Source organism: Fluviicola sp. (genome assembly GCF_039596395.1).
Lineage (GTDB): Bacteria > Bacteroidota > Bacteroidia > Flavobacteriales_D > Crocinitomicaceae > Fluviicola.
This window is the reverse complement of record NZ_JBCNJT010000002.1, coordinates 769,933-794,390: the sequence shown is the minus strand read 5'-3', so window position 1 is coordinate 794,390 and position 24,458 is coordinate 769,933. Positions and strand designations below refer to the sequence as shown.

The window sequence follows — 24,458 nt, the reverse complement described above, 5'->3', positions numbered from 1 at the left end:
AAATCGGCTCGTAACTTACGGGCCGATTTCTTTTTATATTCGCGTATGAAAAACTTGATCGTTCTTCACGGAGCGCTTGGTGCCCAATCCCAGTTCGAACCGGTAGTTTCCCAATTGTCGGAACACTTCCATGTTTACACACTTGAATTTGACGGACACGGAAAGAAATCTGCAGGAAACGCTGATTTCTCCATCGAAGGATTTGCTCAAAACCTGAAGGATTTCATGCAGCAGAACCATCTTCAAAAACCGCTGGTTTTCGGTTACAGCATGGGAGGTTACGTGGCTCTGAAACTGGAAAGCCAGGAAGCAAATACGTTTGAAAAGATCGTGACTTTGGGAACCAAATTCGGCTGGAACCCCGAAAGTGCCGAAAAAGAAGCAAAGATGCTGAACGCGGAAAAGATCGAAGAGAAAGTTCCTGCCTTTGCTGCTTATTTAAAATCACTTCATGGCGAACAGAATTGGAAAACGGTTCTTCAGCGCACGGCAAAGATGATGCTGGAACTGGGAAATAAACCAGCGCTAACCGCTGATGATTTTCACCGCATTCAAATTCCCGTTCAACTCTTACGTGGTTCAAAAGATATCATGGTGACACAGGAAGAAACCATTGAAACGCAATCCCTGCTTGGAAATGCGGGCTACCGGGAAGTGGAAAAGTGGCAACATCCTGTAAACCAGATTTCCCCGAAGGAACTAGCACAAGAATTGTTAAGTTCGTATTTACCGGGGTAAATTGCTGTAATTTTACTTCATGAAAATTGAAATTTGGTCGGACATCATGTGTCCGTTTTGCTATATCGGGAAAAGACATTTGGAAGCAGCGTTAGATCAATTCCCGGATCAGAACTTTGAAATTGAATGGAAAAGCTTTCAGCTGGACCCGACAATTGTTCCGCAACCTGGTAAAAACGTTTACGAGTATTTGGCTGAACGCAAGGGAATGTCGGTGGAAGAATCCAAACAAATGCACGCCGGGGTAGTAGCCCGTGCAGCTGCCGTGGGACTTGATTATCATTTCGAGAAAGCAGTTATTTCGAACTCATTCGATGCACATCGCCTAATTCAATTGGCGAAAACCAAAGGATTCGGTGACGCCATCGAAGAAACGTTTTTCAAAGCTTATTTTACGGAAGGAAGAGATCTGAATGACAAAGACACCCTGATGGAATTGTGTGTCGGAGTGGGATTAAACGCCCTGGATGTGAAAGAAGTTCTGGAAGATGAGACGAAGTTTGCCGGTAACGTAAGAAATGATATTTCGGAAGCACAGCAAATAGGGGTTCGCGGTGTTCCGTTCTTTGTTTTCGACCGTAAATACGCCGTTTCAGGCGCGCAACCGATCGAGCATTTTGAACAGACAATCCGGGAGGTTTTAAAAGGATAATACAATCAGATTATTAAATTAATAAACAATAGGGACGTGAAGCTTCATGTCCCTTTTTTATTGAAAAAAAGAAGAACGGGGCACAATTCGGAATTCGATTGAGAATTATTTAGTAGTTTTACCCCGTGAATTTCATTTCCACATACCGAAATTTTACGCGCCATTCCATTTGGCGAATGCGTATGTATCCTATTTGCAGGTACTAAATCGCAATGGAGGTAGTTGAGCCTCTGAAAACCCTCAGCAAACAATCAGTTTTTACAATTTTATTATTTACACGATGAACACGCTCGTTTTGGAAGAGCAGGTTCCCGCATCAGGACCCAATTTGGTTTCCGGAGAACTTGCCAGTAGAATTGCTTATTTGGAACAACAGGCTGAAACCTTGCATGAGAGTATGCGCTATGCGGGAAGTTTGCAGCGCAGCATTTTACCCAATGAGCGTATTTTCCAAAACATCTTTTCGGATGCTTTTGTCATTTTTCAGCCCAAGGACATTGTAAGCGGCGATTTCTATTGGATCTTCCAGCACCACGACGACATCTATTTTGCGGTAGGAGATTGTACCGGACACGGTGTTCCCGGGGCGATGGTAAACATTGCCGGAAATGCGCTGCTCCGGCAAATCATTCGCCTGGAAGGATTATCCGACCCGGCGAAGATCGTGGAATTACTGGACCGCGAATTAACGAGCTTATTCAATGAACACTTAACGGAAGGAACAACCCGCGACGGAATGGATCTCGTTTTTTGCAAATTCAATCTTTCTCAAATGAAAGGTTCGTTTTGCGGAGCAGGAAGACCGTTAATCCTCATAAGAGACGGAGAACTGGTCGAATTCAAAAAAGGGCCGGATTCAATCGGGCACACTTCGAAGGAAACGAAGGAATTTGAAACCGTTCATTTCGGGCTGCAGGAAGGAGATCAGTTCTACTTGTTTTCTGACGGATACACCGACCAATTCGGCGGAGAGAACGTCAAGAAATTCAACCGTCAGCGATTCCGCAATTTACTGCTTTCCATCCGGGATTTCGAATTACGCGAACAGCGAAAAGAATTGCTTTTGAATTACAATAACTGGAAGGGAAAGCAGGAACAGGTGGATGATATTTGCGTGGTTGGTATCAGAATTTAAAATGATCAAGGAGGCTTTCCCGAAGCTTCCTTGATCATTAATCTATTGATAATTGATCATTCTTTATCGTACGATTAACTTGTATTTTTCCCCATTCAGGTTAATCCAGTACATGCCCGATTCAAAAGACTGCGTGTCCAGTAAATAAGTGTCTTCTGAGTCCGGAGTTGCTTCGAAAACAACTTTGCCCAATGCGTTGTAAACCGAAAGGCTCGAAATCGGCTCATCGGAAAGAATTGTTACCAATCCTTTGTCCGTCGGATTCGGGTAAACTTTTACCTGGTTTACTTTCGGGCTGTTGTTGATGGAACGTATATCCGATAAGTGGAAATTGTTGTTCTGATCTACCTGCTTCAAGCGGTAATAGGAAACACCGGTTAAAGGAGAATAATCTGTCAGGGAATAATCAAGCGTTACCTGTGACGAGCCGTTTGCGGAAACCGTTCCGATAGTTGACCAGTTCTGGCCGTCATCCGAACGCAACACATCGAAATAGCTGCTGTTGAACTCACTGGCTGTTTGCCAGCTAAGGATAACTTTTCGTTCTGCCAGTGTTGCAGCAAAAGAAACCAGTTCAACCGGCAACGGGCTTATCGTGTAATCTTTGGTAGCCAAAGTGTAATATCCGTCGAGTGTAATGGATTGGTTCGTAAAAATAATCTGATCTCCGGCAATGGAATTTGCCGCTGCGATCTCGGTCCACGGGCCGGTTTGTCCTGCGCGGTAAACCAGGATGTAATTGGAGGTGATTCCCAGGTTTACTCCTGTCATTCCACCGTCACTCATATCGAAAGTGAGGTTAGCAACGTTTGCAGCACCCGTATTGGTCACATCAAAATACCAGATGCGCTGCCAGCGGGAAACATTTGTTCCTGTAATTCCGGCAATGTCTGTAGTGGTCTCACTGTTTACAGGGAAAGCATGCCCTGCAAGAATGTAATCGTTGTTGTCCAGGCCGGAAACCGATTGCATTCCCAATCCTGCACAAGTTGACGGATCGAAAGAAGGATTTGTCAAGCCTGTTGCATCTTTCCCGATTCCTGAAACATTGCGGTCATAATTCCCGTTTGCCGGATTATCACCTACGTACCAATCGTTGGAGCTCAACGCAATATCGTATTTCGCCGACAAGTGATTATTGATAATGGTGCGTTGTGCATCGTTTAATTTCGTGCGGTACATGATGATCTCGGAAATATATCCGTTGAAAGGTCTTGGATCCCCGGTATGTGTTGCTCCTACCAATAGAGGAGAAACTTTATCCGGAACTGTTGTACTGCTTTCCGTACTGGTAGTTAACAGGTTTTCCTGGTCAAAAATCGTAGAACGCTGTGTGGGAGTTAATGTCCCATCGAAAAAGAAATCATAAATCTTGTTGGTATTGACAGTACTTATTGCTGAGTTTGAAAAGCGGTTATTATCGTTGTCAATATCTACAAACAATCGGTTTCCGGTATAATAAAAAAGCATGAAAGCCTCTTCATTTCCAACGTTATTTCGTTTACTGATAATGGATTGCGCGTCGCCGAATCCCTTCATACGTGTTACCGTAAAGAAGCTGTATCCGCTTGTATTGTCGAAAATAGGATTATCCGGAGTGATGAGGTAATCGTTTTGCCCGGAAGAACTGTTGTTATCAAACTCGATTGCGGGATATCCGTTCATCAAAGAATTGACGAATAGTGGCTGCTGTGCCGCTGTAGCCTGACTTAATACCACGCCGTTCCCGGATTGATCAGCCCAGGAGGAAACGGGAGAACCGTTTGTGGAAGTACTGGTTCCGGCATCTGCTTTTAACCACAAAACATTGGTAGCAGAAGTTCCTACTCCCGCAGGACCTGTTTGTCCGAATGAATAAAAAGTAGCAAGCAGACCAAGGATGATCAGGGAGGAAAAGTTGTACATAGACTATTACATTAAATACACTAAAACGAAATAGTGGATCTCTTACGCAGAAACAAAATTAATTTAAAATGTTGGAAAGACGCTCTTAAAAGTCGTTAAATGAGCCAATTGCTTACCCGGGTTACTATGCAGGCATTATGAATGAGGATTAACAAGCTCATACTGAATAGAATCGGTAAAAAGCAAATCTGATACTGATCGGCTTTCATGCTGTGTTTGAACAGATACCCGTTTAATAATTGATCATTATGCCATTGATAATTCTTATTGTGCCAGCCACAAAGTAGGATTGATGCGTTGCACGCTTCCTTCAACCACCTGGTGAATCTCAAAATGAGAGGTGGAAAGATTCCCTTCATCATCCGCAAGCAGTGACCCGATGGACTGTTTTGAACCCACTTTATCGCCCACAGAAACGTAAGCTTCCTGCAGGTTGCTGTAAACCGTTCTGTAAGCTCCGTGTTTGATGATAATCACTTTTCCTGCTCCCGGAATATTCAAAACGCTTGTTACTTCTCCGTCAAAAACGGCTCTTACCTGCGAATTTTTCGGAGCGCCGATATCAATTCCGTTGTTATTGGTATAAACGTTCGGCAGAGTCGGGTGGGCGTTTTTACCGTAGTTTTCGGTGATAGAACCTTTTGCTACCGGCCACGGCAATTTCCCCCTGTTCGATTCAAAACTTTTCCCCAAAGCAATGTTTTCCTTGGTATCCGTAAACGAAACCTCTTTGGTTGCGGTAGAAGTCGTTGTGGTTTTGGAAGATGACGATGAAGCAGTGCTTTTGGAAGCCAGGGAAGCCTTTTTCTCCGCTTCTTTTTTGGCTTTTGCCTCGGCTTCGGCAATTTCTTTTTCAATTGCCAGTTTGATACGGCGCTTCAATTCTGCTTTCTGGCGTTCCTGCTCTTTCAGTTCTGCCATCAATGAGTTCTCATCTTTGCGCAATTTCTCCAAAGCAAGCTGTTTGGCCGACTTATCCTTTTCGATCTGCTGCTTTTCAACGATTTTCTCCTGCAACAATACTTTTTTGTGGTCTTTCTCTTCCCGGATGGTTTTGATCTCTTTGTGGATCGTTTTTTCACTTTGAAGAATGACCTTGAACTGCTTTTGCTGGATTTCCGAAAGACGTTTCAGGTAGGAAGTTCTTTTCACTGCTTCGAAATAATTGGAAGAGGAGAAGATGTACATCATTTTTGCCGATTTGTTGCGGTGCTTGTAAGCGTAAATCAGCAGCTTTTTATACTGCTCCTTTAAGCGGACCAGGCGTTTTTGAAGTTCTTTGATCTGGTCTCCTTTGGAAGAAATGGTTAATTCTGCACTGCGGATCTGGTTGTCAAAATTGCGAACAAGCAACTCCCGGTTCTTCACCTGGTTTTCGATCAGTTTCAATTCATTCAAAGAAGATTCCGTTCCCTTTTTTACTTTGTCCAGCAAAGATTTAGTGGTAGAAAGTTTCTTCTCCAGCTTATTTTGTTCGGCTTGAAGCTGATCGCTTTTCTTCTGTGACCAAACAAAACCGGTGCTGGTCAGTAGAAGAATAAACAGGCTATTTTTCAGAATTGCAGTTGTCATACTCTTCCGGTATTACAAAATAAATTTCCTGAGGGGTGTTTATTTCTGTCTTGTCGTAATCCATAGTTAAAACGATATGATTACGGGCCGTTACAATATCGATGATTACTTCTTTGGGCAACAGGTAAGTATCTACCGTGTCGCGGTCAATATAATCTACGGAAATGTGGGTCGTGTCTTCCGGGCTGTCGATGACCATCCGGCTGATGCTTTTCAGAGAAGGATGAATGAAATAACGGATGATGACATTGTCTTCCTCATTCGCGTCATCGTTCCCGTTTCGTTCCCTGCGCGGATTATCGCGGTTATTGTCCCGGTCGTGCTTGTTGTTGCGGTTATTGGTATTCTCGTCCCGGTTCTCTTTGCGGATGATTCTTTTGCGGTGCGAAGAAATGATGTAATTATACGGGTCGTTGATCTGGAAATATTTTTGGGTCGTGTCGTAAGCAACCGGTAAGCCTAGAAGCAACTCTTCAATATTTCGGTAATCGAAATCCACTCCGAAGGATTCCTTAATGTAGCCCATGTTGGTGAGGATTTTACATTTGTCCTTTCGGTTGGAAATAAACAAAGAATCGCGTCTGATCAGGGAGTTCACAATCGGAATACCCGCATAGGTAATGATCGGGTTGATAGCACTGTCTCTGACTGCCCGGATGGAGGTTTTGAAACTGACTCTCCGGTTGGTATCTGAGAAATGGCACTTGATTTTGGTATAGAACGAATTCGGGCGAATACCGGAAAGACTGTCCATTGCGTGAATCAACTCAGCCGTTTTTCGTTTTTCAAGCTTCACGGGCTTATCTGCGACTGGCCTTCTTGCACAAGAACCCAGAACCACCAATAAAGCAATTCCCAACCATTTAATATTCCGGATCGACATACGTTTTTGATTGAATTTTTTTGGTAAGTAATTTATTCTTTGATCCAAGTGTAAGTGCTTTTTTCCACAATTCAAGCGCTTTAGCGGTATCTCCCAATTTGAAGAAAGCATCGCCCATGTGCTCGATGTAATTTTTGTTTTCTTTGTCCAATTCGTCAGCAATCGTAAACTGCTCCAAGGCCTGTTTGAATTTGCCTTGTTTGAACAAGATCATTCCTTTGGTATCCACATATGGTGCCTGGTTTGATTTCCCGTCAAGGACTTCGTTGATCAGTCTTTCCGCTTTCGCAAGATCCATATTGGCCAATGCCAGTCGCATGGCGTAATTATTCTTTGTCAGGGAATTTGAAGGAGAAATAGCCAGGGCTTTATCGTAAGCTTCTGCTCCTTCCTGGTAGCGTTTCAACCCAAACAAAGCATCTCCTTTTTGCGCGTAGAATTCAGATTCCGTTGCCGGATCGTTCACCACCAAATCTTTCCCCATATCTGCAGCATCAATAGCTTCCTGGAAATGGTCCAATTGCACGCAGGCAATGGTATACAGCAACTGCACACTGGAAATCGTCGGGAATAAGGCACTGCACGCACGTGCATCTTTGTAAAGGTCTTCGAACTTCATCAGTTCGTATTCCAGGATCAGTACCTGGTTCCAGATCGGGAATTTGCCGTCTTCGTGTTTCAGGGCTTCTTTATAAGCAACCAAAGCCTCTTCTTTCTGGTTGTTGCGAAGCAGTAAATCACCTTTGACAGAATACCCTTTTGCATCGTTCGGATAACTTGCGATCAGCAAATCTGCCAATTCGATCAGTTCCTTATCAACGACCACCTGCTTCTCATACATTTCCAGCAAAACCGACATTTTCGTATCGATGTCAATACCCATTCCTTCGAATGCAGCCTTGAAATACTTGTAAGCTTCCGGCTTATTCATCTGGCGGTAGTACAAATCACCCAAAGCCAGGTTTGCACGTGCATTCGACGGATCGTTTTTCACCAGTTCAACCAGCATTGATTGAGCTTTGGCAATTTCCCTTTTGGAGAAATAATAATCCACCAGTGTTCCGATCAATCCCAGGTCATCCGGGTAAACTTCCCGGGCTTTCTGGATTTCGGCAATTCCTTTTTCATCTTGTTTAAGCGAAACATATAATTCGAATTTCTGGATAGACAAATCGGGCAAAACACCTAATTGGTCTTCCATCTTATTCAAGGCGTTGATAGCATCGGTTTGGCGTCCCAAACGCTTCAGGATTTCCGAATGCGCAAACAACCAATCCACATTCGTTGGCTGCGCTTTCACCATTTTGGCAAAGCATTTTTCAGCTTCGGTAAATTTTCCCTGGTTGTAATACATGTACCCCAGTTCCTGCGTATACCAAATGTTATTCGGGTCGAGTTTACTGGCCATTTCGGTGTATTCGGCAGCTTTGGTTTTATTGTCGAGCTGCAGGTAACACTGGCTCAACCCGAAAGCTGCGGCATCGTCTCCCGGACGGATCGTCAGACAGGAATCGAAAGCCTGGATGGCTTCATTGGTTTGTCCCTTTACCTTGTAGCGCATGGCATTGTGGAAGGTCTGAATATACGCCAGATCCTGCTGGTTGTTCGTTTTTCCGGAAGATGCCACCTTTTTGGTCCCACAAGAAGTAAGAACAAGCATCCATGCACATACGTAAAGGAACTGTTTCATCAGCTGATAATTGAATAGTCGCTCAAGCTCAAATCCCGAGCCAAACCTTTGTATTTTGAATGTGAACCCAACATGGAGTCTTTCAGATTCGCATCAACTATGATGGAATACTGTTGCAAAATGCTGTTCTTAATAATGGAATTGGTCACCATGGAACCTTTTCCAAGTGAAACATGCGGCCCTACAACCGAATTTTCCAGGATCACATCCTTCCCGATAAAACACGGAGGAATAATGATTGAGTTCAGCACTTTTGCAGAATCGTCTACCATGTCAATCCCTTTTTCCTGGTCGTATTCCAACACGCGCTGATTGGTAATAACCGTAACTTCTTTATTTCCGCAGTCAAGCCATTCATCTACTTCTCCCGGTTTAAAGCGCTTTCCTTTTTCCGTCAGTCTGCGCAATGCATCCGGAAGCTGGTACTCGCCGCTCTTTATGATGCCGTTTTCTACCAAAAAGTTTAATTCGTCTCTCAAAGCCATTCCGTCCTTGAAATAGTAAATCCCGATCATGGCCAGGTCCGAAACGAAATCTCTCGGTTTTTCTACGAAGTCAACGATCTCACCGTTGTCGTTCAGTTTTACCACTCCGAAATTGCTTGGGTCTTCAATTTGTTTTACCCACAAAATTCCGTCGGCATTCGGGTCGATTTTGAAATTTGCACGGAACAAAGTATCTGCAAAAGCGACAACTACCGGCCCTTGCAGTAATTTTTCAGCACACAAAACAGCATGTGCCGTTCCAAGCGGTTTATCCTGGTAGAAGATGCTTCCTTTTGCACCCAACTTTTCCGCCACTTTGATCAGTTCAGCTTCAATTTCAGGACCGAAATCCCCGATCACAAAACCAATTTCGTCAATCGGTTCGCTGCACAATGCAGCAATGTCTTCCACCAGGCGGTGAACGATCGGTTTTCCACCAACCGGTACAAGCGGTTTCGGAACTGTTAAAGTATGTGGTCTTAATCGGCTACCACGCCCCGCCATTGGAACGATAACTTTCATAGTATTGTTTTAATTTTTTCCTGTACTCCCGAAACCTCCGTCTCCACGGCTGGTTTCCGAAAGTGTATTCGTTTCTGTTAATTGTGCCTGTACATAAGGTGCTACAACCATCTGCGCCACGCGTTCACCACTTTCGATGATCACATCTTCGTTCGACAAGTTAATCAATAACACGCCGACTTCACCCCGGTAATCCGCATCAATGGTTCCCGGCGAATTCAAAACAGTTACTCCCTGTTTGTATGCAAAACCGCTTCTGGGGCGAATCTGTACTTCGTACCCGCTTGGGATCTCCAGGTACAAACCCGTCGGGATCAGTTTGCGCTCCAAAGGCTTCAAGGTAACTGCCTCACTCAAAAATGCACGAATATCCAAACCTGCGGAATCTGCTGTTGCATAATGCGGCAGTTCGTTGTTCGATTTATTGATGACTTTGATTTCCATAGCATTAATTCTGATTTGGATCTTTGGTCACAGCGTAGCTGATATCCATGATATTTTTCACGCTTTGCTCCGTAATTCCCTGCTCGAAAGTGAAGGTATAATTTCCTTTCTGCGGGAATTTGCGGTGTTTGAAGTAAACCGTATTTTCTACAATTGTTCCGGAAGTTTCACCGATCCAGGAACCGTCCGGGTTGGCAATTTTCATTTCAAACGGCTCTCTTCCGACCTGGCCGAGCGGAGTGCGCGAATGAATGAAGAACCACAGGTTATTGTAAGCGTAATCGGTCGTGGTGCGAATCGTAATCTGGATCGTATAGAAAGAAGTGGTATCCGGAATATAGACCTTGAACACCGGCTTTACGTCCTGTTCCCACGAATTATTCGCAAAAGAATACGACTTATTGTAAAGCGGTGAATCTCCGCATGAGCAGAGCAGGGCCACCAACAGGACCACTATCCAACTATTTTTGAGCACCTTCATTTCCTCCGTTGTTATTTTTACGCGGCGGTCTGCGACGATTGTTTTTCTTCTTATTCGGATTTGCCTGTGCCTGAGGTGCATTTCCTTCTCCGCTTTGAGCGTTTTGAGCAGGTTTTTGCTGCTGTTGCGGCTTGTTATTCTGCTGTTGCAGACGGTTTTGCGGTTGTTTATCCTGCTGCGGCTTATTTCCTTGCGGCCTGTCTTGTTTTTGAACAGGCTTTTGAGCTGGTTTTGGAGTTGCTGTTGCAACACCTTCAGCTTGCGGCGCATTTCCTTTCGGCTTTTTCTTCTTGCGTTTTTTGTTCTTGCTGAACGTATTGTCGAAACGGTTCAAAGAATCCTGGCCTACCACATTGTCGTAATCCGGTTCTTTGCGTGTAACCACATGCGAATCGAAATCCTTCAGATCGGCAGGTTTTTTCCCGGATTTGTTGACCTTGATAATATCCTGAACGCGTTCAGGGCTCAAAGCAACCAGTCCTACACCGATAGAAGCTTCGCCTTCATACATGTACCACAATTGTCTTTTGAAAACATCTGTTTTGATGTGGAAAGCAGTTCCTTTTTCGGTTTGCAGTTTCACATCCGTGCTTGGGAAAGACTTGATCGCATCGAGGTACATATCCAACTCGTAGTTCAGACAGCACTTCAGTTTTCCGCATTGTCCGGCTAATTTTTGCGGATTCAGCGACAATTGCTGGTAACGCGCCGCAGAAGTAGAAACCGAGCGGAAATCTGTCAACCAGGTGGAACAGCACAACTCGCGTCCGCAGGAACCGATACCACCCAAACGCTGAGCTTCCTGGCGCGAACCGATCTGGCGCATTTCGATACGGATCTTGAATTTATCGGCCATGTCTTTGATCAACTGGCGGAAATCCACACGACCTTCAGCCGTGTAATAAAACGTTGCTTTCGTAAGATCGCCCTGGTATTCGACATCGGAAATTTTCATCTCCAAACCGATATTTACGGCCAAAGTACGAGCCTGGAACATCACTTCCGACTCCAGAGAGCGGGCTTGCACCCATTTGTCAATATCTTCCTGATTTGCGATACGCAAAATCTTCTTGGTCTCCATCGGTTTTAAACCCGGAGCTTTCTTTTTGACCTGAATTCTGGCTAATTCACCTACTACGGAAACAACACCCACATCGTAACCCGGGCTTGCTTCAACTACTACCACATCACCCACTTGAAGCGAGAGGTTTTTCGCATTCCTGTAAAACGTCTTGCGACTGTTTTTGAAGCGAATTTCAAGTATATCGTAAGATGCCTGACCTGCCGGCAACTGCATGTTTGCCAACCAATCGAATACACCTAGTTTATTACATCCACCAGAACTACAGGTCCCATTATTTTTACAGCCGCGTGGCGTACCACCGCCACTACTGCACGAGGAACATCCCATAGTTTTTCGAATTTGATGTAAAAATACGAAAATTAACAGTCGGGATTGCATTTTGTCGCGCGACTTGACAACAGCTTTTTGTGAATAGCGGCAGGGACGAAAAATTTTTTACCCCTACAGGTAAAAATTCCTTATTTTCGGTTCCAATTAAAACACAATCACACATGAAATTTGGATTTATTTTTTCGACAGCTGTGGCATTCATGCTTTTGGTGTCTTGTAATATGAACAACGATAAGCGAAGAGGATTTAAGGACGTGGTCGAATACAATGATTTCATTGTGGATCACATCAACTCACTGGATTCTGCCTACATTTTGGCACTGGCAACAGATAGCGGTATTGATGTGTGTATGAAAAAATGTGACGACCTGGTTGTATTGTGTGATAAAACAACGGAAGAATTTAAAGGAATTCAGCCGTATGAAGGCGACAGCACGCTAACGATGCAAGCTTTGGCTTATACGCAGTTCATGCGCAACAACGGTAAAACGGAAATCAAAAAGTTGTTGAAACTGATCGATGCTTACCAGAATGCAAGCATGGAAGAGCAGGAAAAAATGGTGGACGAAGTTCAGTCAACCGCTGAAGAAATCGACAAGCAATACGATATTGAGATCAATAAAGTGGACCAGGTTCAACAGAAATTCTCCAAAAAACACAATTTCAAGATCTTAAATTCAAGACACTAAAACAGAAATTCTAAGCTCTGTGAATAAAGCGCATGACTTGAAAGCAGAGCTGTGTAAACAACAACTTCCCGAAAGCATTCCGGTCTAAATGATAATAGGCGTCGTTGAAGATTTCCATGAAATCAAGCGCATTGTTATTCGAAATGAAACGCGCAAAATTAGCGAGGAAAGCAGCTTCTTCCTGGGAAACACGCGTCAGCATATCCTGCGTGTAATTCTTGAGTAAACTTTGGCGAACCATGTGCAGGGCGTATTGCACAAATTGTTTTTGTCCCTCGCGTGAAAGTGCCGAAACCTCATCGGTCCAGTTCAGCATGGCGTTGACATCCTTTTTGAAACAAACGCGCATCAGCTGGATGAACAATTCCCGGAACAGGTTTGCTTCGGACTGATCTCCCATGATTTGCTGGGCATCGATCAGGTTTCCGTTACTCCTGGAAGCAATACTTTCTGCCAGTTGCCGGCCAACTCCGCTTCGTTCCACTACCTGCTGGATCACATCGATCGGGTAAGAAGGAATGCGCAGGATCTGCGTCCGGGAAAGGATCGTGGTGAGTAATTTATCCGGACTGTCGGTAACCAGCAGGAAAAGTGTTTTCGCAGGTGGTTCCTCCAGGATTTTCAGCAATTTATTGGCACAGGTGGCATTCATTTCTTCCGCCATCCAGATCAGCATCACTTTGTAGCCTCCTTCGTAAGATTTCAGGGCCAGTTTCTTAACGATTTCCAGACTTTCTTCCGTTCCGATGATCGGCTTCCGTTCCTTATCATCCATGCGTTTGGTCCAGTGATAGAGATCAAAGATCGGTTGCTCCTGGATTTGTGTGCGCCATTGTGGCAAAAGCGGATTCGTTGTTTTCGAAATGGCCTGGACCGTGGGGAATGAAAAGTGCAGGTCGGGATGCTGTAAATCCGAAACCTTTTTGCAGGATGCGCATGTTCCGCAGCTGTCGTTTTCCTGTTTGTCTTCGCAGAAAATGTACTGAACGAATGCCAAAGCCATCGGTAAGGTAGCATGACCGGCTTTTCCGGCAAACAATTGGGCGTGACTGATTTTCCCTCCTTTGACTTCTTCAATCAAATGAGACTTAATTTCTTCCTGCCCGGGTATTGAATGGAATTGCACGCCGTAAAGTTAAATCTTCTACGCACAATGCGCGGCAAAAAAGCGACAAAAATATTGGAAAGTGAAACAAAGTTCATACCTTGCTGAGACAAAACCCTGCTCGATGAGATCATTCTTCTTACTAATCGGATTAACGGCCGTATTTCCTGTTTTTTCAAGAGCACAGGAAGTAAAATTAAAAGACGAATCCGTCACTTTTTCCGTAGGTTCCCATCATGCAATCGTTGCAGAAATTCCCTTTGGAAAGCGCGCTATCGTGGAGAAACAATTGAAATCCGAACTGAAGGGTTGGGGTGGAAAATTGCTCATTTCCGGCGACGAGTACAAAGTGGTTCAGGGAAAAATGAAAGTTTTCGGAGACAAACGTTTTGACGGCTACGCGAAAATCATTGAAACAGCCGATGCGATCAAAGTGGCTTTTGCAGTGGATATGGGCGGAAAATTCATGTCTGCCGGAGACCATCCTTCGGAGTACAAAACCATTCGTGAACGCGTGCGGAATTTTGGTGCAAAAACAGGAGGGCTGAGCCTCGATGCGGATTTGGATGCCGACAAAAAAGCGCTGAAAGTATTGGAAAAGGAAGAGAAGCAAATCGAAAAGAGCATTGAAAGCTCCAACAAAGACATTGAAAGTTACCAGAAGAAAATCAAACAGGCGGAGAAAGACATCGAAGCCAAAAAAGCCGAATTGAGCATCAAACAGGAAGAGATCAAAACGCAGAACCTGCAAATCACCGAACGTAAGAAAACAGCTAAGAAAATCAAGTAAACAACACACAATATAAACAGCATGAAACAAGTAACACTTTTCGTTGCCACACTATTCACTACCTGGGCAATCGGACAAGAAGTAAAAACATCAAATGACAAAGTGAGTTTTTCTCACGGATCTTTCGACGCGATCGTTGTAACCATTCCTTACGGGAATAAAGATGTTATCGAAAAAGAATTGAAGTCCGAAATGAAAGATTGGGGCGGAAAATACAACAGTTCGAAGGGTGAGTACACCGCGAAAGAAGCCAAAATGAAAGACATGGGTGACAAGTATTTCGACGGATACGCAAAGATTATCGAAAGCGGTTCAGAGATCAAAGTAGCTTTTGCGGTGGATTTGGGTGGCGCGTATATGAATAGCGGTGAGCACAAAGACCAGCACAAAACCATCGAAAGCCGCGCGAAGAAATTCGGACAGAACGCTTCCAGAGAAAGTGTCAACGGGATGATTGAAGCAGAGACCAAAACGCTGAAGAAACTAACCGGAGAGAAAGAAGAAATGTTGAAAAACATCGAGGAATCCAAAAAGGATATAGAGAATTACAAAAAGAAAATCGCGGAAGAAGAGCAAAAGATTAAAGACAACGAAGCGGCATCTCAAAAGAAGGAAACAGAAATCGGTGCGCAAACAACCAAGGTGAGCGAAACGCAGGGGTTGCTGAAAAAAATTAAATAAATCAGGAAAATACGGCAGGGACGCCACGCATCACGTCCCTGCCTGTTTAAAAAACGGCTATCTTTTTGATATGTTTGATTTACGTATAATGGTGAAAACAAAAATGATCTTTTTCATACCTTTGGCGGCATGAAAATTCTCGTTGTCCGTTTCAGTTCCATCGGAGATGTGGTACTCACCACGCCGGTTGTGCGCTGTCTGAAACAACAAGTGAAGGATGCCGAGATCCATTTCATCACCAAAAAAGCATTTCAATCCGTATTGGACCAAAATCCATACATTGACCGCATTATTACCATTGAAAAATCGGTAGATGAGGTGGTGGATCTGTTGAAGAACGAGCGCTACGATTATGTGATCGATCTGCACAACAACATTCGCACCTTGCGGCTGAAACGTGCTTTGAAAGTGAAATCTTTTGCCTTTCCGAAGAAAAATTTCTCCAAATTGCTTTTAACGAGATTCAAGATCAACCGCATGCCGAAAGTGCACGTGGTGGATCGCTATTTTGAAGCAGTGAAGGAACTTGGCGTAAAAAACGATCAAAAGCCCTGTGATTTTTTCCTGTCGGATGCAGATGTCGTTTCCCTGGAATCCATTGCCTTGACTTCCAAACAGTTTATCGCTGTAGCAATGGGAGCACAATATGCCACCAAGCAAATGCCCGTTTCGCTGATGGCGCAAATCCTGGAAGGAGTTCAGCAACCGGTAGTTCTGCTGGGCGGGCCCATGGATTCCGAACGTGCCGCCGAATTGATCCAAAAACTTCCGAACCAACGCGTGCTGGATCTTTGTGGAAAATTGACCCTGCGCCAGTCGGCATTTATGACCAAACAATGTGCTAAATTATTAACCGGCGACACCGGGCTGATGCACATTGCCAGTTGCTTCGAAACGCCGATTGTGAGCGTTTGGGGAAATACCGTTCCTGATTTCGGGATGTATACGTATGCACCGCAAAACAAATCGTTATACACCATTCATGAAGTAAATGGATTAAGCTGCAGGCCGTGTTCGAAAATCGGTTACAAAGAATGCCCGAGAAAGCATTTCAATTGCATGCACCTGCAAAACCCGGAGGTGATTCGAAAAGACTTATTATAGGATTTAGTAGGGGCGAATAATTTTTCGCCCCTACTAAATAGATTTAATCCATAAACAATTTCCGTAATTCCGTGGCGTCCTTCGGGCTCATTTTTTTAGCCAGGATCAAAGCCAGCTGCTTTCTTCTCAACGCTCCTTCAAAACGCTCCACTTCCTCTTCCGTTTCGGGAACCAGTTCAGGAACCTGGATCGGTCCGCCATGCTGATCAACAGCTACAAACGTATAAATCGCCTCATTGGATTTGCTGCGTTTCCCGGTAATGTTGTCCTCCACGAATACATCTACGAAAACTTCCATCGAAGAATTGAACGCGCGGGAAACCTTCGCTTCCAAAGTCACGATAGACGCATGATTGATCGGGGAATTGAAACTCACATTGTTCACATTCGCCGTAACAACCACCCTGCGTGAATGCCGGTGAGCAGAAACACTCGCAATTTCATCCATCCAGGCCAACAATTGGCCTCCGAATAAGTTACCAAGTGTATTGGTGTCATTCGGTAAAACAACTTTTGTAGTAATAGCAAGGGTTTCCGATGCAAGTCTGGCCTTCATGTTTCCTTTTTCCGGTAAAAGTACATTAATTTAACAGGAGGGCAGATGAAGATTGCGGTCAGAAATCAAAAAATTTCTTCTGTTAGAAAAAGCCTTACTATATTTACACGCATCAAAGAAAATTATGGAAAAACTCATTCAGGCATTTTCGTCCAACATCAGCGAAGCATTAGAAATTGCTGCCGGAGCAACATTTGTAAAACCAACCCAGGATATCCGGAATATCGTTATTTGCGGTATGGGCGGTTCCGGGATCGGTGGAAAAATTGTAGCGCAATGGGTCCAGAATTCCTGTTCGGTTCCGGTATTGTCCGTTCAGGATTATACCTTGCCTGCATTTGTGGATAAGTACAGTTTGGTGATCGGTTCCTCTTATTCCGGGAATACGGAAGAAACCCTGTTTGCTTTGGAAGATGCAAAAGCGAAAGGTGCTACGATTATCGGGATTTGTTCCGGTGGTGCATTGGCTGAATTCTGTAAATCCAATCAGTACCAGTATGTGATCGTTCCGGGTGGAAATCCGCCAAGAACAGCACTTGCGTTTTCTTTGGTACAATTAAGTAATATCTTCCTGCAATTGGGTTATGCTCACTCAACGATTTTGAACGAAATTTCAAACGGGAAGAACCTTATTGATTCCGAATCGGCACATATCAAATCAGAAGCGATGCGTGTAGCGCACGAACTTCAAAAAAGAACCGTAGCAGTTTATGCCGGTGCAGAATATGAAGGAATTACCATTCGCGCAAGACAACAGTTCAACGAAAACTCGAAAGAATTGAGTTGGCAGAACGTCATTCCTGAAATGAACCACAATGAATTGGTCGGATGGGGCGGCGGCGACAACCGCTATGCATGTTTGTTTATCCAAACCGGCGATTTGTCCATGCGCAATCAGAAACGTTTCGACATTTCCGTTGAACGCACTAAATCAAAAACAGATAAAGTAGTAGTGATCTCGGCAAAAGGAGCAACTCCGGTGGAAAAAAGCATCTACCTGATCCATTTGATCGACTGGACGTCCTTGTACATTTCCGATTTAAAGCACGGAGATCCGATCGAAATCGACATCATCGATTATTTGAAAGAAGAATTAGGGAAAATCAAATAAAAAAGTAGGGCCGGAAAATTTTCCGGCCCTACTTTTTTACAGTTATAATTAATCTACGAATTTCCCGCCCGCATAAACCTGGAATTCAAAACCTCTGTCGTTGTGAACCTCGAAGTTTACTTTTACGTGTGCGCCCATGTATTTTTCAGGGTCCGCTGCAAGGATATTGACCAATTGGTCTTTGTAATCGAGTCGTAAAGCTGTTGTAAACCCGTTCGGATCATCTGCTCCGAGAATGATGTAGCTAAACATATCCTGGTTCACGAATCCCTGGAAAGTCGTTGCAAACTCTTTTTCAGAATTCAACGCGTCCATTGCTCGTTGTGAACTGATCGGGTGAAGCGGTGCTGCTTTGTATTTCATGCCGTTCACATCGTCCTGGAAAGAAGCACGACGCTCTTTGGTCTTGATGATTTTTCCTTTCGAATCGTAGTACGAAATGCGGTCAATGAAAGTCGCTTCCTGATTCTCTCCGTTCACCTGGTCAATCAATTCCTGGATCACGAAAGGTTTCCCGTTGTTCAGGAAATAGTAACGCGTACCGTTTGTTTTGCCGTTCCCTTCGGAAAATTGCTCTTCCAAGATCTGGAGCACATTGGCCGTGTCCAAATGCCCGATCACTTCAATCATTTGCCCGTCCGCTTTTTCGTAATGCAGGGAATTGGCAACGATATCCGAAGCTTCCGTGATTTTCTTTAACTCAAGGACTTGCCGGTCCATTTCAGCTTCATTTTTGAAAGTTTTTACGATGGTTTTCGTCTCTCCGGAATTTTTCTCACCGGAATTATCAGAACCACAGGAAACCAATCCTACAAGCAATAAAGGGAAAATATACTTTTTCATAGCGTTTGTTTCATTCAAAATGATATGCTAAGTAAAAGTAACAGGTTTATAACAAATGACACCCTTTTTTTAGCTTAAATTAGATCCTGAAAACAGTTCAATGTATGGAAAAGATCGTTATTGCAGGAGGTTCAGGACTTATCGGAACAGGATTAGCCAATCATTTGCGAAAAGCAGGACACGAAGTTTGGGTACTTTCCCGCAAACCTTCAGATCCGGACCGTTTCTTCCTGAACTGGGATCCGTATGCAGGTAAAATAGATCATTCGGCCATTGCCGGAACAAATATCCTGATCAACCTGAGTGGCGCAGAACTGGCTGCAAAAAGATGGACCAAAGCACGCATTGAGGAATTGTACGATTCCCGCGTTGATACTACGAAATTCCTCTTCGAATCGTTTAACAACTCATCAGCGCTCAAGCAATATGTATCGGCATCCGGCGCGGTGGCTTATGGGTTCGATCATCCGGAAAAAATTTACCGGGAATCCGATCGGTTCGGGGACGATATTATTTCAGACATTACCCGGGAATGGGAAAAAGCCGCCGATAAGTTTTCAGCAATCTGTCCCGTTTCAAAAGTCCGCATTGCAGTCGTATTGAGTGAGTCGGGAGGTGCTTTGCAAAAACTGGCCAATCCGGTCAAAAAAGGATTCGGGGCCGTTTTAGCTTCCGGGGAACAAGCCATTCCCTGGATTTACAGCGAAGATCTGTATCGCGTTTTTGAATATGTGATTACCCATAAACTGGAAGGAGCTTACCATGCTTCTGCCGGGAATACTACCAATAAAGAACTCACGAAACTGATCGCTAAAACACTGAATAAAAGATTATTGCCTGCTGTTCCTGCATTTATGGTGCGGATTTTATTCGGGAAGATGGCCATGATGCTGCTTTCGGGCAACAAAGTGTCTAACGATAAACTGGTATCCGAAGGATTTTCTTTCCGGCATGCAGATCTTAATTCAACAATTCAACGTATTTTTGGGTAAACAAAAAACCCCTTGCCAAAAGGCAAAGGATTTTTTTGCTATTAATCGAAAAAACAAGAGCACCCCTACTCCTGTTACTCAAATGAGTACTTTTTAGGGCGAATGATTGTGTTAAATCATTCGAACAGAACAAAGATGTAACATGGACTTGATTATTCGAAATAAATATTTTTACGATTTACGATACCCAAGCTCCAACTTAAGATACTTATTAAACTGTAAATCAAACAATTACAAACATTATTTTAAGTAAAAAATTACAATGTCCACAGGATCAACAGATAGTTTAGTTCGTTTAATTTCGTCACTTTCAAAGGCAGAAAAACGAAGTTTTAAGCTTTATGCGAACCGGAATTCTTCTTCCCAGGAAGAAATCAAGTACTTGCAGTTGTTCGATTTTATTGATAAAACGGAGAATTATTCGGACGACCTGGCCATTTCCAAAATCAGTTCGATCAAGAAAAGCCAGCTTTCCAATATTAAAGCCCATTTATACAAGCAGCTGCTGACTAGTTTGAGGCTGCAGCATGCGGCCCATTTGCCCGCAATTGAAATCCGGGAATCCATGGATCACGCTTTGATCCTGTATGAAAAAGGATTTTACAACCAGGCGTTGAAATTATTGGAGAAAGCCAAACAGCACGCTATAAAAATCCAGGCAACGGTACTGCATTTGGAGATTCTGGATTTTGAAAAATTCATCGAGTCACAGCACATTACGCGCAGTGTTTCTTCCCGCGCCGACGAATTAACAGCCGAGAGCAGGGCTTTGAGCAAGCACGTCCAGGGAAGCATCCAATTTTCGAATTTGTCTTTGCAGCTTTACGCATTGAACGTAAAAGTAGGATTTGTGCGGGACGAAAAAGATTACCGGTTCGTGAAGGAATTCTTCGCGAAACGTTTGCCCGAATACAACATGTCGGAACTCAGCTTCGAAGAGAAAATGCACCTGTACAATGCGTATGTGTGGTACCATTACATGACACAGGAATTTTTGATGTGCTTCAAATACGCGAGTTTGTGGGTGAAATTGTTCGAGGATAACGAACATGTAAAAGATCATTACCGCGAAATGTACCTGAAAGGGCTTTACAACTTACAGAATGCCCTGTTCAATTTGAGGAATCACAAACGCTTGCAGGAATCCATCGAAAAGTTGGAAAGTGCAGACCTGGGCGACCGCGAGAATGAGAACATTTCCCTATTGCACCGCATGTACTGGCTCACGGCAAAAATCAATTATTATTATTTGTGCGGTACTTTTTCCGAGGGAATTGAGATCGTTCCGAAAGTGGAGCAGTTCATTTCCGATCACGAAGATCGTTTGGACAACCACCGCATCATGATCCTGTATTATAAAGTTGCTTGTTTGTATTTCGGGAACGGCGACAATAAGATGGCCATTAAATACCTGAACCGCATCATTCAGCTGAAAGACGTTTCCCTGCGGGAAGATATCCAGGCATTTGCGCGCATTTTGAACCTGATTGCGCATTTTGAATTGGGAACAGACGACCATTTGCTGGATTACCAGATCAAATCCGTTTACCGCTTCCTTCGCAACATGGGCGATTTACACGGGGTGCAGCAGGAAATCCTGAATTTCTTGCGCCAGCTTCCGTTTGCAGATGATCGCTCGCTAATGCGTGCCTTCCGTATTTTGCATGGAAAACTGGTGAAATTGTCCAAACTTCCTTATGAAAAACGGCCGTTCCTGTACCTGGACATTATCTCCTGGCTGGAATGTAAGATCGAAAAACGCACCGTTCAGGAGGTCATCCGGGAAAAATTCCTGCTCGAACAGGAAACCGGGCAAAGCGTCTATTTCCCGGAGTAGGAACGGGAATCCGGAGATTCATCCTTTACAAAAACGAACCGATGACGAAAAATTAAGCAAAAAATGCAACTCAAATTTGTCAGTTTGAAAATAAGTTGTACTTTTGATTACATCTTCGTCAAATAAATGTTTAAATAATCAACAATTAAATGACTGGATTAAAAGTAGGTGATCGAATGCCTGATTTTCAGGGACAAGATCAAAATGGAAAAGAACTATCGAATCGCGATTTTACCGGCAAAAAGTTAGTGATTTATTTCTATCCGAAAGACAATACTCCGGCTTGTACGAACCAGGCATGCAGTTTAAGGGATTCGTACGGGGAACTGAAAAAAGCGGGGTATACGATTTTGGGAGTAAGCATGGATACGGAAAAAGCGCACACGAAGTTTATTGAAAAGTTTAGTTTACCTTTTCCATTGATCGCAGATACCGAACGGAAAATGATTGATGCATTCAAAGTTTGGGGTCTGAAAAAGTTTATGGGGCGTGAATACGATGGAATCCACCGGACCACGTTTGTCGTAAATGAAAAAGGCATTATCACACATATAATAGACAAACCAAAAACGAAAATACACGGTGAAGAGATCTTAAATTTAGAATGATCTGTACATCGTAAGTAGTTTACGACCTACTGGTCATACATTTGCAGAAACGATAACAAAACGATTAAAATTTAAACGATATGGCAGTTAAAGAAATCAACCCGGAAAAATTGAAAGCACTTCAACTAACAATGGAAAAGTTAGACAAGACTTTCGGAAAAGGATCTGTAATGAAATTAGGAGATAATGCGATTGAAGAAATGGATGTTATTCCCAGCGGATCAATCACATTAGACCTTGCTCTTGGAGTAAACGGTTACCCGAAAGGAAGAATCGTTGAGATCTACGGACCGGAATCATCCGGAAAAACAACCCTGGCAATCCACGCCATTGCAGAAGTGCAAAAACAAGGTGGTATTGCAGCGATCGTGGATGCGGAACATGCATTTGACCAGTTCTATGCTCAGAAATTGGGTGTAGATATCGACAACTTATTGATCTCTCAGCCCGACAACGGTGAACAGGCATTGGAAATTGCAGACAGTTTGATCCGTTCGGGAGCAGTGGACCTGTTGGTTATTGACTCCGTTGCGGCATTGACTCCGAAAGCTGAGATCGAAGGAGAAATGGGGGATTCTCAAATGGGATTACAAGCCCGATTGATGTCCAAAGCATTACGTAAATTGACCGGATCCATCAACAAGGCAAAATGCTGTTGTATTTTCATCAACCAGCTGCGTGATAAGATCGGAGTCATGTTCGGTAACCCGGAAACAACAACCGGAGGAAATGCGTTGAAATTCTATGCTTCCATGCGTATCGATATCCGTAAGTCGAGCCAGATCAAAGAAGGAGAAGATGTAATCGGTAACCGCGTAAAAGTAAAAGTGGTGAAGAACAAAGTAGCTCCTCCGTTCCGCAAAGCAGAATTCGACATCATGTACGGAGAAGGAATTTCGAAAGTAGGTGAGGTAATCGACTTAGGAGTAGAATTGAACATTTTAAAGAAAAGCGGATCCTGGTTCTCTTACGGTGAAACACGTTTGGGACAAGGAAGAGACTCCGTAAAAAATATGATCGCTGATAATCCGGAATTAATGGACGAATTAGAAGCAAAAATCAAAGAAGCTCTTGGATCTACTGCTACTGCAGTAGTGGGAGACCAGGACTAACTGCATATCGTTTCCAATGAGTCCTGTCCGCCACGGCGGATGGGACTTGTATTGGAACATACGGCACAAGACTACAACCTAATTTTAACCGCAAAGAGTTAAGGAACGCAAAGAAATGATAAAAACTTTGAGTACTCCTTTCTTTGCGGTTTAATCATTTACTCAATTTCTTTGTGTGTACATACATTGGAATTAACACCTTCTCGACAATATTTCCTTACTTTTGCCCAAACTGAAGCAAATGGTATTATCAATGACCGGCTACGGAAAAGCAAGTGGTACCTTCCAGGGGAAGAAAATCGTTGTGGAAATCCGTTCCTTAAACAGTAAAAGCTTAGATCTGAATATGCGTGCAATTCCATTGTACCGCGAGATTGAGTTGGAAAATCGTTCGATAGTTGCTGAATTATTAGACAGGGGAAAAGTAGAATTGTCTATTTCCCTGGAGAATTCCGGTGAAACGAAGAATTACGCGATCAATCGGGATCTGGCGCAGGCTTACTATAAAGACATCAAGGAAACAGCTGAATTATTGGGTGAACCGGCAGATGATATCCTGGCAATGGTTCTGAGAATGCCGGAGATTTATTCCAATGAGAAAGAAGCACTTTCGGATGAAGAATCGACTTTTGTACAAGGATTGGTAAGAGAAGCTTGCCAGCACTTGAACGAATTCCGTAAACAGGAAGGTGATCAGCTGCGAAAAGACTTCGAAGGAAACATCGGGCGTATCGAAGAATTGCTTTCAGAAGTTCCGAAATACGAAACAGCGCGCATTGAAGCAGTTCGTGAGCGTATGAAAACCGGATTGGAGAAAATCACCAATATATCAATCGACCTGAACCGTTTGGAGCAGGAAATCATTTTCTACATTGAAAAGATGGATGTTTCGGAAGAAAAAATGCGTCTTTCCAATCACCTGAACTACTTTTTGGAAACCATGAATATTCCGTTATGCGGAAAGAAATTGGGCTTCATCACACAGGAAATCGGTCGTGAGATCAACACACTCGGAAGCAAATCCTACCACGTGGAAATGCAAAAACTGGTCGTTGAAATGAAAGATCACCTGGAAAAAATCAAAGAACAAGTTTTAAATACCCTGTAAA

The 24,458-nt window shown here is 43.6% G+C and carries 24 protein-coding genes; 13 read left to right on the top strand and 11 right to left on the bottom strand.

The genetic code is table 11. The annotated features are described in order from the left end of the window. Positions 1-45 precede the first annotated feature (45 nt). The 3 genes from ABDW02_RS12355 to ABDW02_RS12345 all read left to right on the top strand — a co-directional run bounded on the left by ABDW02_RS12355 (position 46) and on the right by ABDW02_RS12345 (position 2,525). Positions 46-738: an alpha/beta fold hydrolase gene (locus ABDW02_RS12355; RefSeq protein ID WP_343634866.1), complete on the top strand. Its 693-nt coding sequence runs from the start codon at positions 46-48 to the stop codon at positions 736-738. 19 nt (positions 739-757) lie between these two features. Then, positions 758-1,390 (top strand): DsbA family oxidoreductase, encoded by a 633-nt coding sequence (locus ABDW02_RS12350; RefSeq protein WP_343634865.1) that lies wholly within the window; start codon positions 758-760, stop codon positions 1,388-1,390. 280 nt (positions 1,391-1,670) lie between these two features. Beyond that, the gene (locus tag ABDW02_RS12345) at positions 1,671-2,525 is read left to right on the top strand and encodes a SpoIIE family protein phosphatase (protein ID WP_343634864.1); all 855 of its coding nucleotides are present in this window, start codon (positions 1,671-1,673) and stop codon (positions 2,523-2,525) included. A 63-nt stretch (positions 2,526-2,588) separates the two neighbouring features. On the opposite strand, the gene ABDW02_RS12340 is transcribed toward ABDW02_RS12345, so the two are convergent. The 8 genes from ABDW02_RS12340 to ricT all read right to left on the bottom strand — a co-directional run bounded on the left by ABDW02_RS12340 (position 2,589) and on the right by ricT (position 11,918). Then, entirely contained in the window at positions 2,589-4,430 is a 1,842-nt protein-coding gene (locus ABDW02_RS12340; RefSeq protein WP_343634863.1) for a T9SS type A sorting domain-containing protein, read from the bottom strand. A 264-nt stretch (positions 4,431-4,694) separates the two neighbouring features. Continuing rightward, positions 4,695-6,002, bottom strand: coding sequence for a peptidoglycan DD-metalloendopeptidase family protein (locus ABDW02_RS12335; protein ID WP_343634862.1), 1,308 nt, complete (start codon positions 6,000-6,002; stop codon positions 4,695-4,697). Next, positions 5,977-6,885, bottom strand: coding sequence for a DUF4292 domain-containing protein (locus ABDW02_RS12330; protein WP_343634861.1), 909 nt, complete (start codon positions 6,883-6,885; stop codon positions 5,977-5,979). Before ABDW02_RS12330 ends, ABDW02_RS12335 begins: the two co-directional genes overlap by 26 nt. After that, positions 6,866-8,575, bottom strand: coding sequence for a tetratricopeptide repeat protein (locus ABDW02_RS12325; RefSeq protein WP_343634860.1), 1,710 nt, complete (start codon positions 8,573-8,575; stop codon positions 6,866-6,868). Before ABDW02_RS12325 ends, ABDW02_RS12330 begins: the two co-directional genes overlap by 20 nt. Next, entirely contained in the window at positions 8,575-9,582 is a 1,008-nt protein-coding gene (locus ABDW02_RS12320; protein ID WP_343634859.1) for a sugar phosphate nucleotidyltransferase, read from the bottom strand. Before ABDW02_RS12320 ends, ABDW02_RS12325 begins: the two co-directional genes overlap by 1 nt. Before the next feature lie 9 nt (positions 9,583-9,591). Beyond that, positions 9,592-10,026 carry a dUTP diphosphatase gene (dut, locus tag ABDW02_RS12315; protein ID WP_343634858.1) on the bottom strand — a complete coding sequence of 145 codons (435 nt, stop codon included), beginning with the start codon at positions 10,024-10,026 and terminating at the stop codon, positions 9,592-9,594. 4 nt (positions 10,027-10,030) lie between these two features. After that, complete coding sequence (locus ABDW02_RS12310; RefSeq protein ID WP_343634857.1) at positions 10,031-10,507, bottom strand: gliding motility lipoprotein GldH; 477 nt, start codon at positions 10,505-10,507, stop codon at positions 10,031-10,033. Next, positions 10,488-11,918, bottom strand: a complete 1,431-nt coding sequence (ricT, locus tag ABDW02_RS12305) for a regulatory iron-sulfur-containing complex subunit RicT (RefSeq protein WP_343634856.1) — start codon at positions 11,916-11,918, stop codon at positions 10,488-10,490. The genes ABDW02_RS12310 and ricT overlap by 20 nt, the downstream gene beginning before the upstream one ends. A 164-nt stretch (positions 11,919-12,082) precedes the next feature. Between ricT and ABDW02_RS12300 the strand changes: the two genes are divergently transcribed. Further along, positions 12,083-12,610 (top strand): hypothetical protein, encoded by a 528-nt coding sequence (locus tag ABDW02_RS12300; protein WP_343634855.1) that lies wholly within the window; start codon positions 12,083-12,085, stop codon positions 12,608-12,610. Positions 12,611-12,620: 10 nt separating this feature from the next. Here ABDW02_RS12300 and ABDW02_RS12295 read toward each other — a convergent pair whose 3' ends face one another. Further along, entirely contained in the window at positions 12,621-13,736 is a 1,116-nt protein-coding gene (locus tag ABDW02_RS12295; protein WP_343634854.1) for a DNA polymerase III subunit, read from the bottom strand. 103 nt (positions 13,737-13,839) lie between these two features. Here ABDW02_RS12295 and ABDW02_RS12290 point away from each other — a divergent pair, with 103 nt between their 5' ends. From ABDW02_RS12290 to ABDW02_RS12280, 3 genes are all read left to right on the top strand, one after another. Next, positions 13,840-14,505 carry a hypothetical protein gene (locus ABDW02_RS12290; protein WP_343634853.1) on the top strand — a complete coding sequence of 222 codons (666 nt, stop codon included), beginning with the start codon at positions 13,840-13,842 and terminating at the stop codon, positions 14,503-14,505. Between the two features lie 21 nt (positions 14,506-14,526). Next, the gene (locus ABDW02_RS12285; RefSeq protein ID WP_343634852.1) at positions 14,527-15,186 is read left to right on the top strand and encodes a hypothetical protein; all 660 of its coding nucleotides are present in this window, start codon (positions 14,527-14,529) and stop codon (positions 15,184-15,186) included. A gap of 129 nt (positions 15,187-15,315) precedes the next feature. Then, entirely contained in the window at positions 15,316-16,290 is a 975-nt protein-coding gene (locus tag ABDW02_RS12280) for a glycosyltransferase family 9 protein (RefSeq protein WP_343634851.1), read from the top strand. Positions 16,291-16,333: 43 nt separating this feature from the next. On the opposite strand, the gene ABDW02_RS12275 is transcribed toward ABDW02_RS12280, so the two are convergent. Continuing rightward, entirely contained in the window at positions 16,334-16,846 is a 513-nt protein-coding gene (locus ABDW02_RS12275; protein WP_343634850.1) for an acyl-CoA thioesterase, read from the bottom strand. Positions 16,847-16,970: 124 nt separating this feature from the next. On the opposite strand from ABDW02_RS12275, the gene ABDW02_RS12270 reads away from it, so the two are divergent. Next, positions 16,971-17,957, top strand: coding sequence for a bifunctional phosphoglucose/phosphomannose isomerase (locus ABDW02_RS12270; RefSeq protein ID WP_343634849.1), 987 nt, complete (start codon positions 16,971-16,973; stop codon positions 17,955-17,957). Positions 17,958-18,005: 48 nt separating this feature from the next. Here the strand turns inward: ABDW02_RS12270 and ABDW02_RS12265 are convergent, their stop codons facing one another. Continuing rightward, complete coding sequence (locus tag ABDW02_RS12265) at positions 18,006-18,800, bottom strand: hypothetical protein (protein WP_343634848.1); 795 nt, start codon at positions 18,798-18,800, stop codon at positions 18,006-18,008. A 104-nt stretch (positions 18,801-18,904) separates the two neighbouring features. Between ABDW02_RS12265 and ABDW02_RS12260 the strand changes: the two genes are divergently transcribed. From ABDW02_RS12260 to ABDW02_RS12240, 5 genes are all read left to right on the top strand, one after another. Continuing rightward, positions 18,905-19,792: a TIGR01777 family oxidoreductase gene (locus ABDW02_RS12260; protein WP_343634847.1), complete on the top strand. Its 888-nt coding sequence runs from the start codon at positions 18,905-18,907 to the stop codon at positions 19,790-19,792. A 262-nt stretch (positions 19,793-20,054) separates the two neighbouring features. Next, the gene (locus tag ABDW02_RS12255) at positions 20,055-21,629 is read left to right on the top strand and encodes a hypothetical protein (protein ID WP_343634846.1); all 1,575 of its coding nucleotides are present in this window, start codon (positions 20,055-20,057) and stop codon (positions 21,627-21,629) included. Between the two features lie 149 nt (positions 21,630-21,778). Beyond that, positions 21,779-22,237, top strand: a complete 459-nt coding sequence (bcp, locus tag ABDW02_RS12250) for a thioredoxin-dependent thiol peroxidase (RefSeq protein ID WP_343634845.1) — start codon at positions 21,779-21,781, stop codon at positions 22,235-22,237. Between the two features lie 80 nt (positions 22,238-22,317). Further along, the gene (recA, locus tag ABDW02_RS12245; protein WP_343634844.1) at positions 22,318-23,349 is read left to right on the top strand and encodes a recombinase RecA; all 1,032 of its coding nucleotides are present in this window, start codon (positions 22,318-22,320) and stop codon (positions 23,347-23,349) included. Positions 23,350-23,590: 241 nt separating this feature from the next. After that, the gene (locus ABDW02_RS12240; protein WP_343634843.1) at positions 23,591-24,457 is read left to right on the top strand and encodes a YicC/YloC family endoribonuclease; all 867 of its coding nucleotides are present in this window, start codon (positions 23,591-23,593) and stop codon (positions 24,455-24,457) included. Position 24,458: the final 1 nt, after the last annotated feature.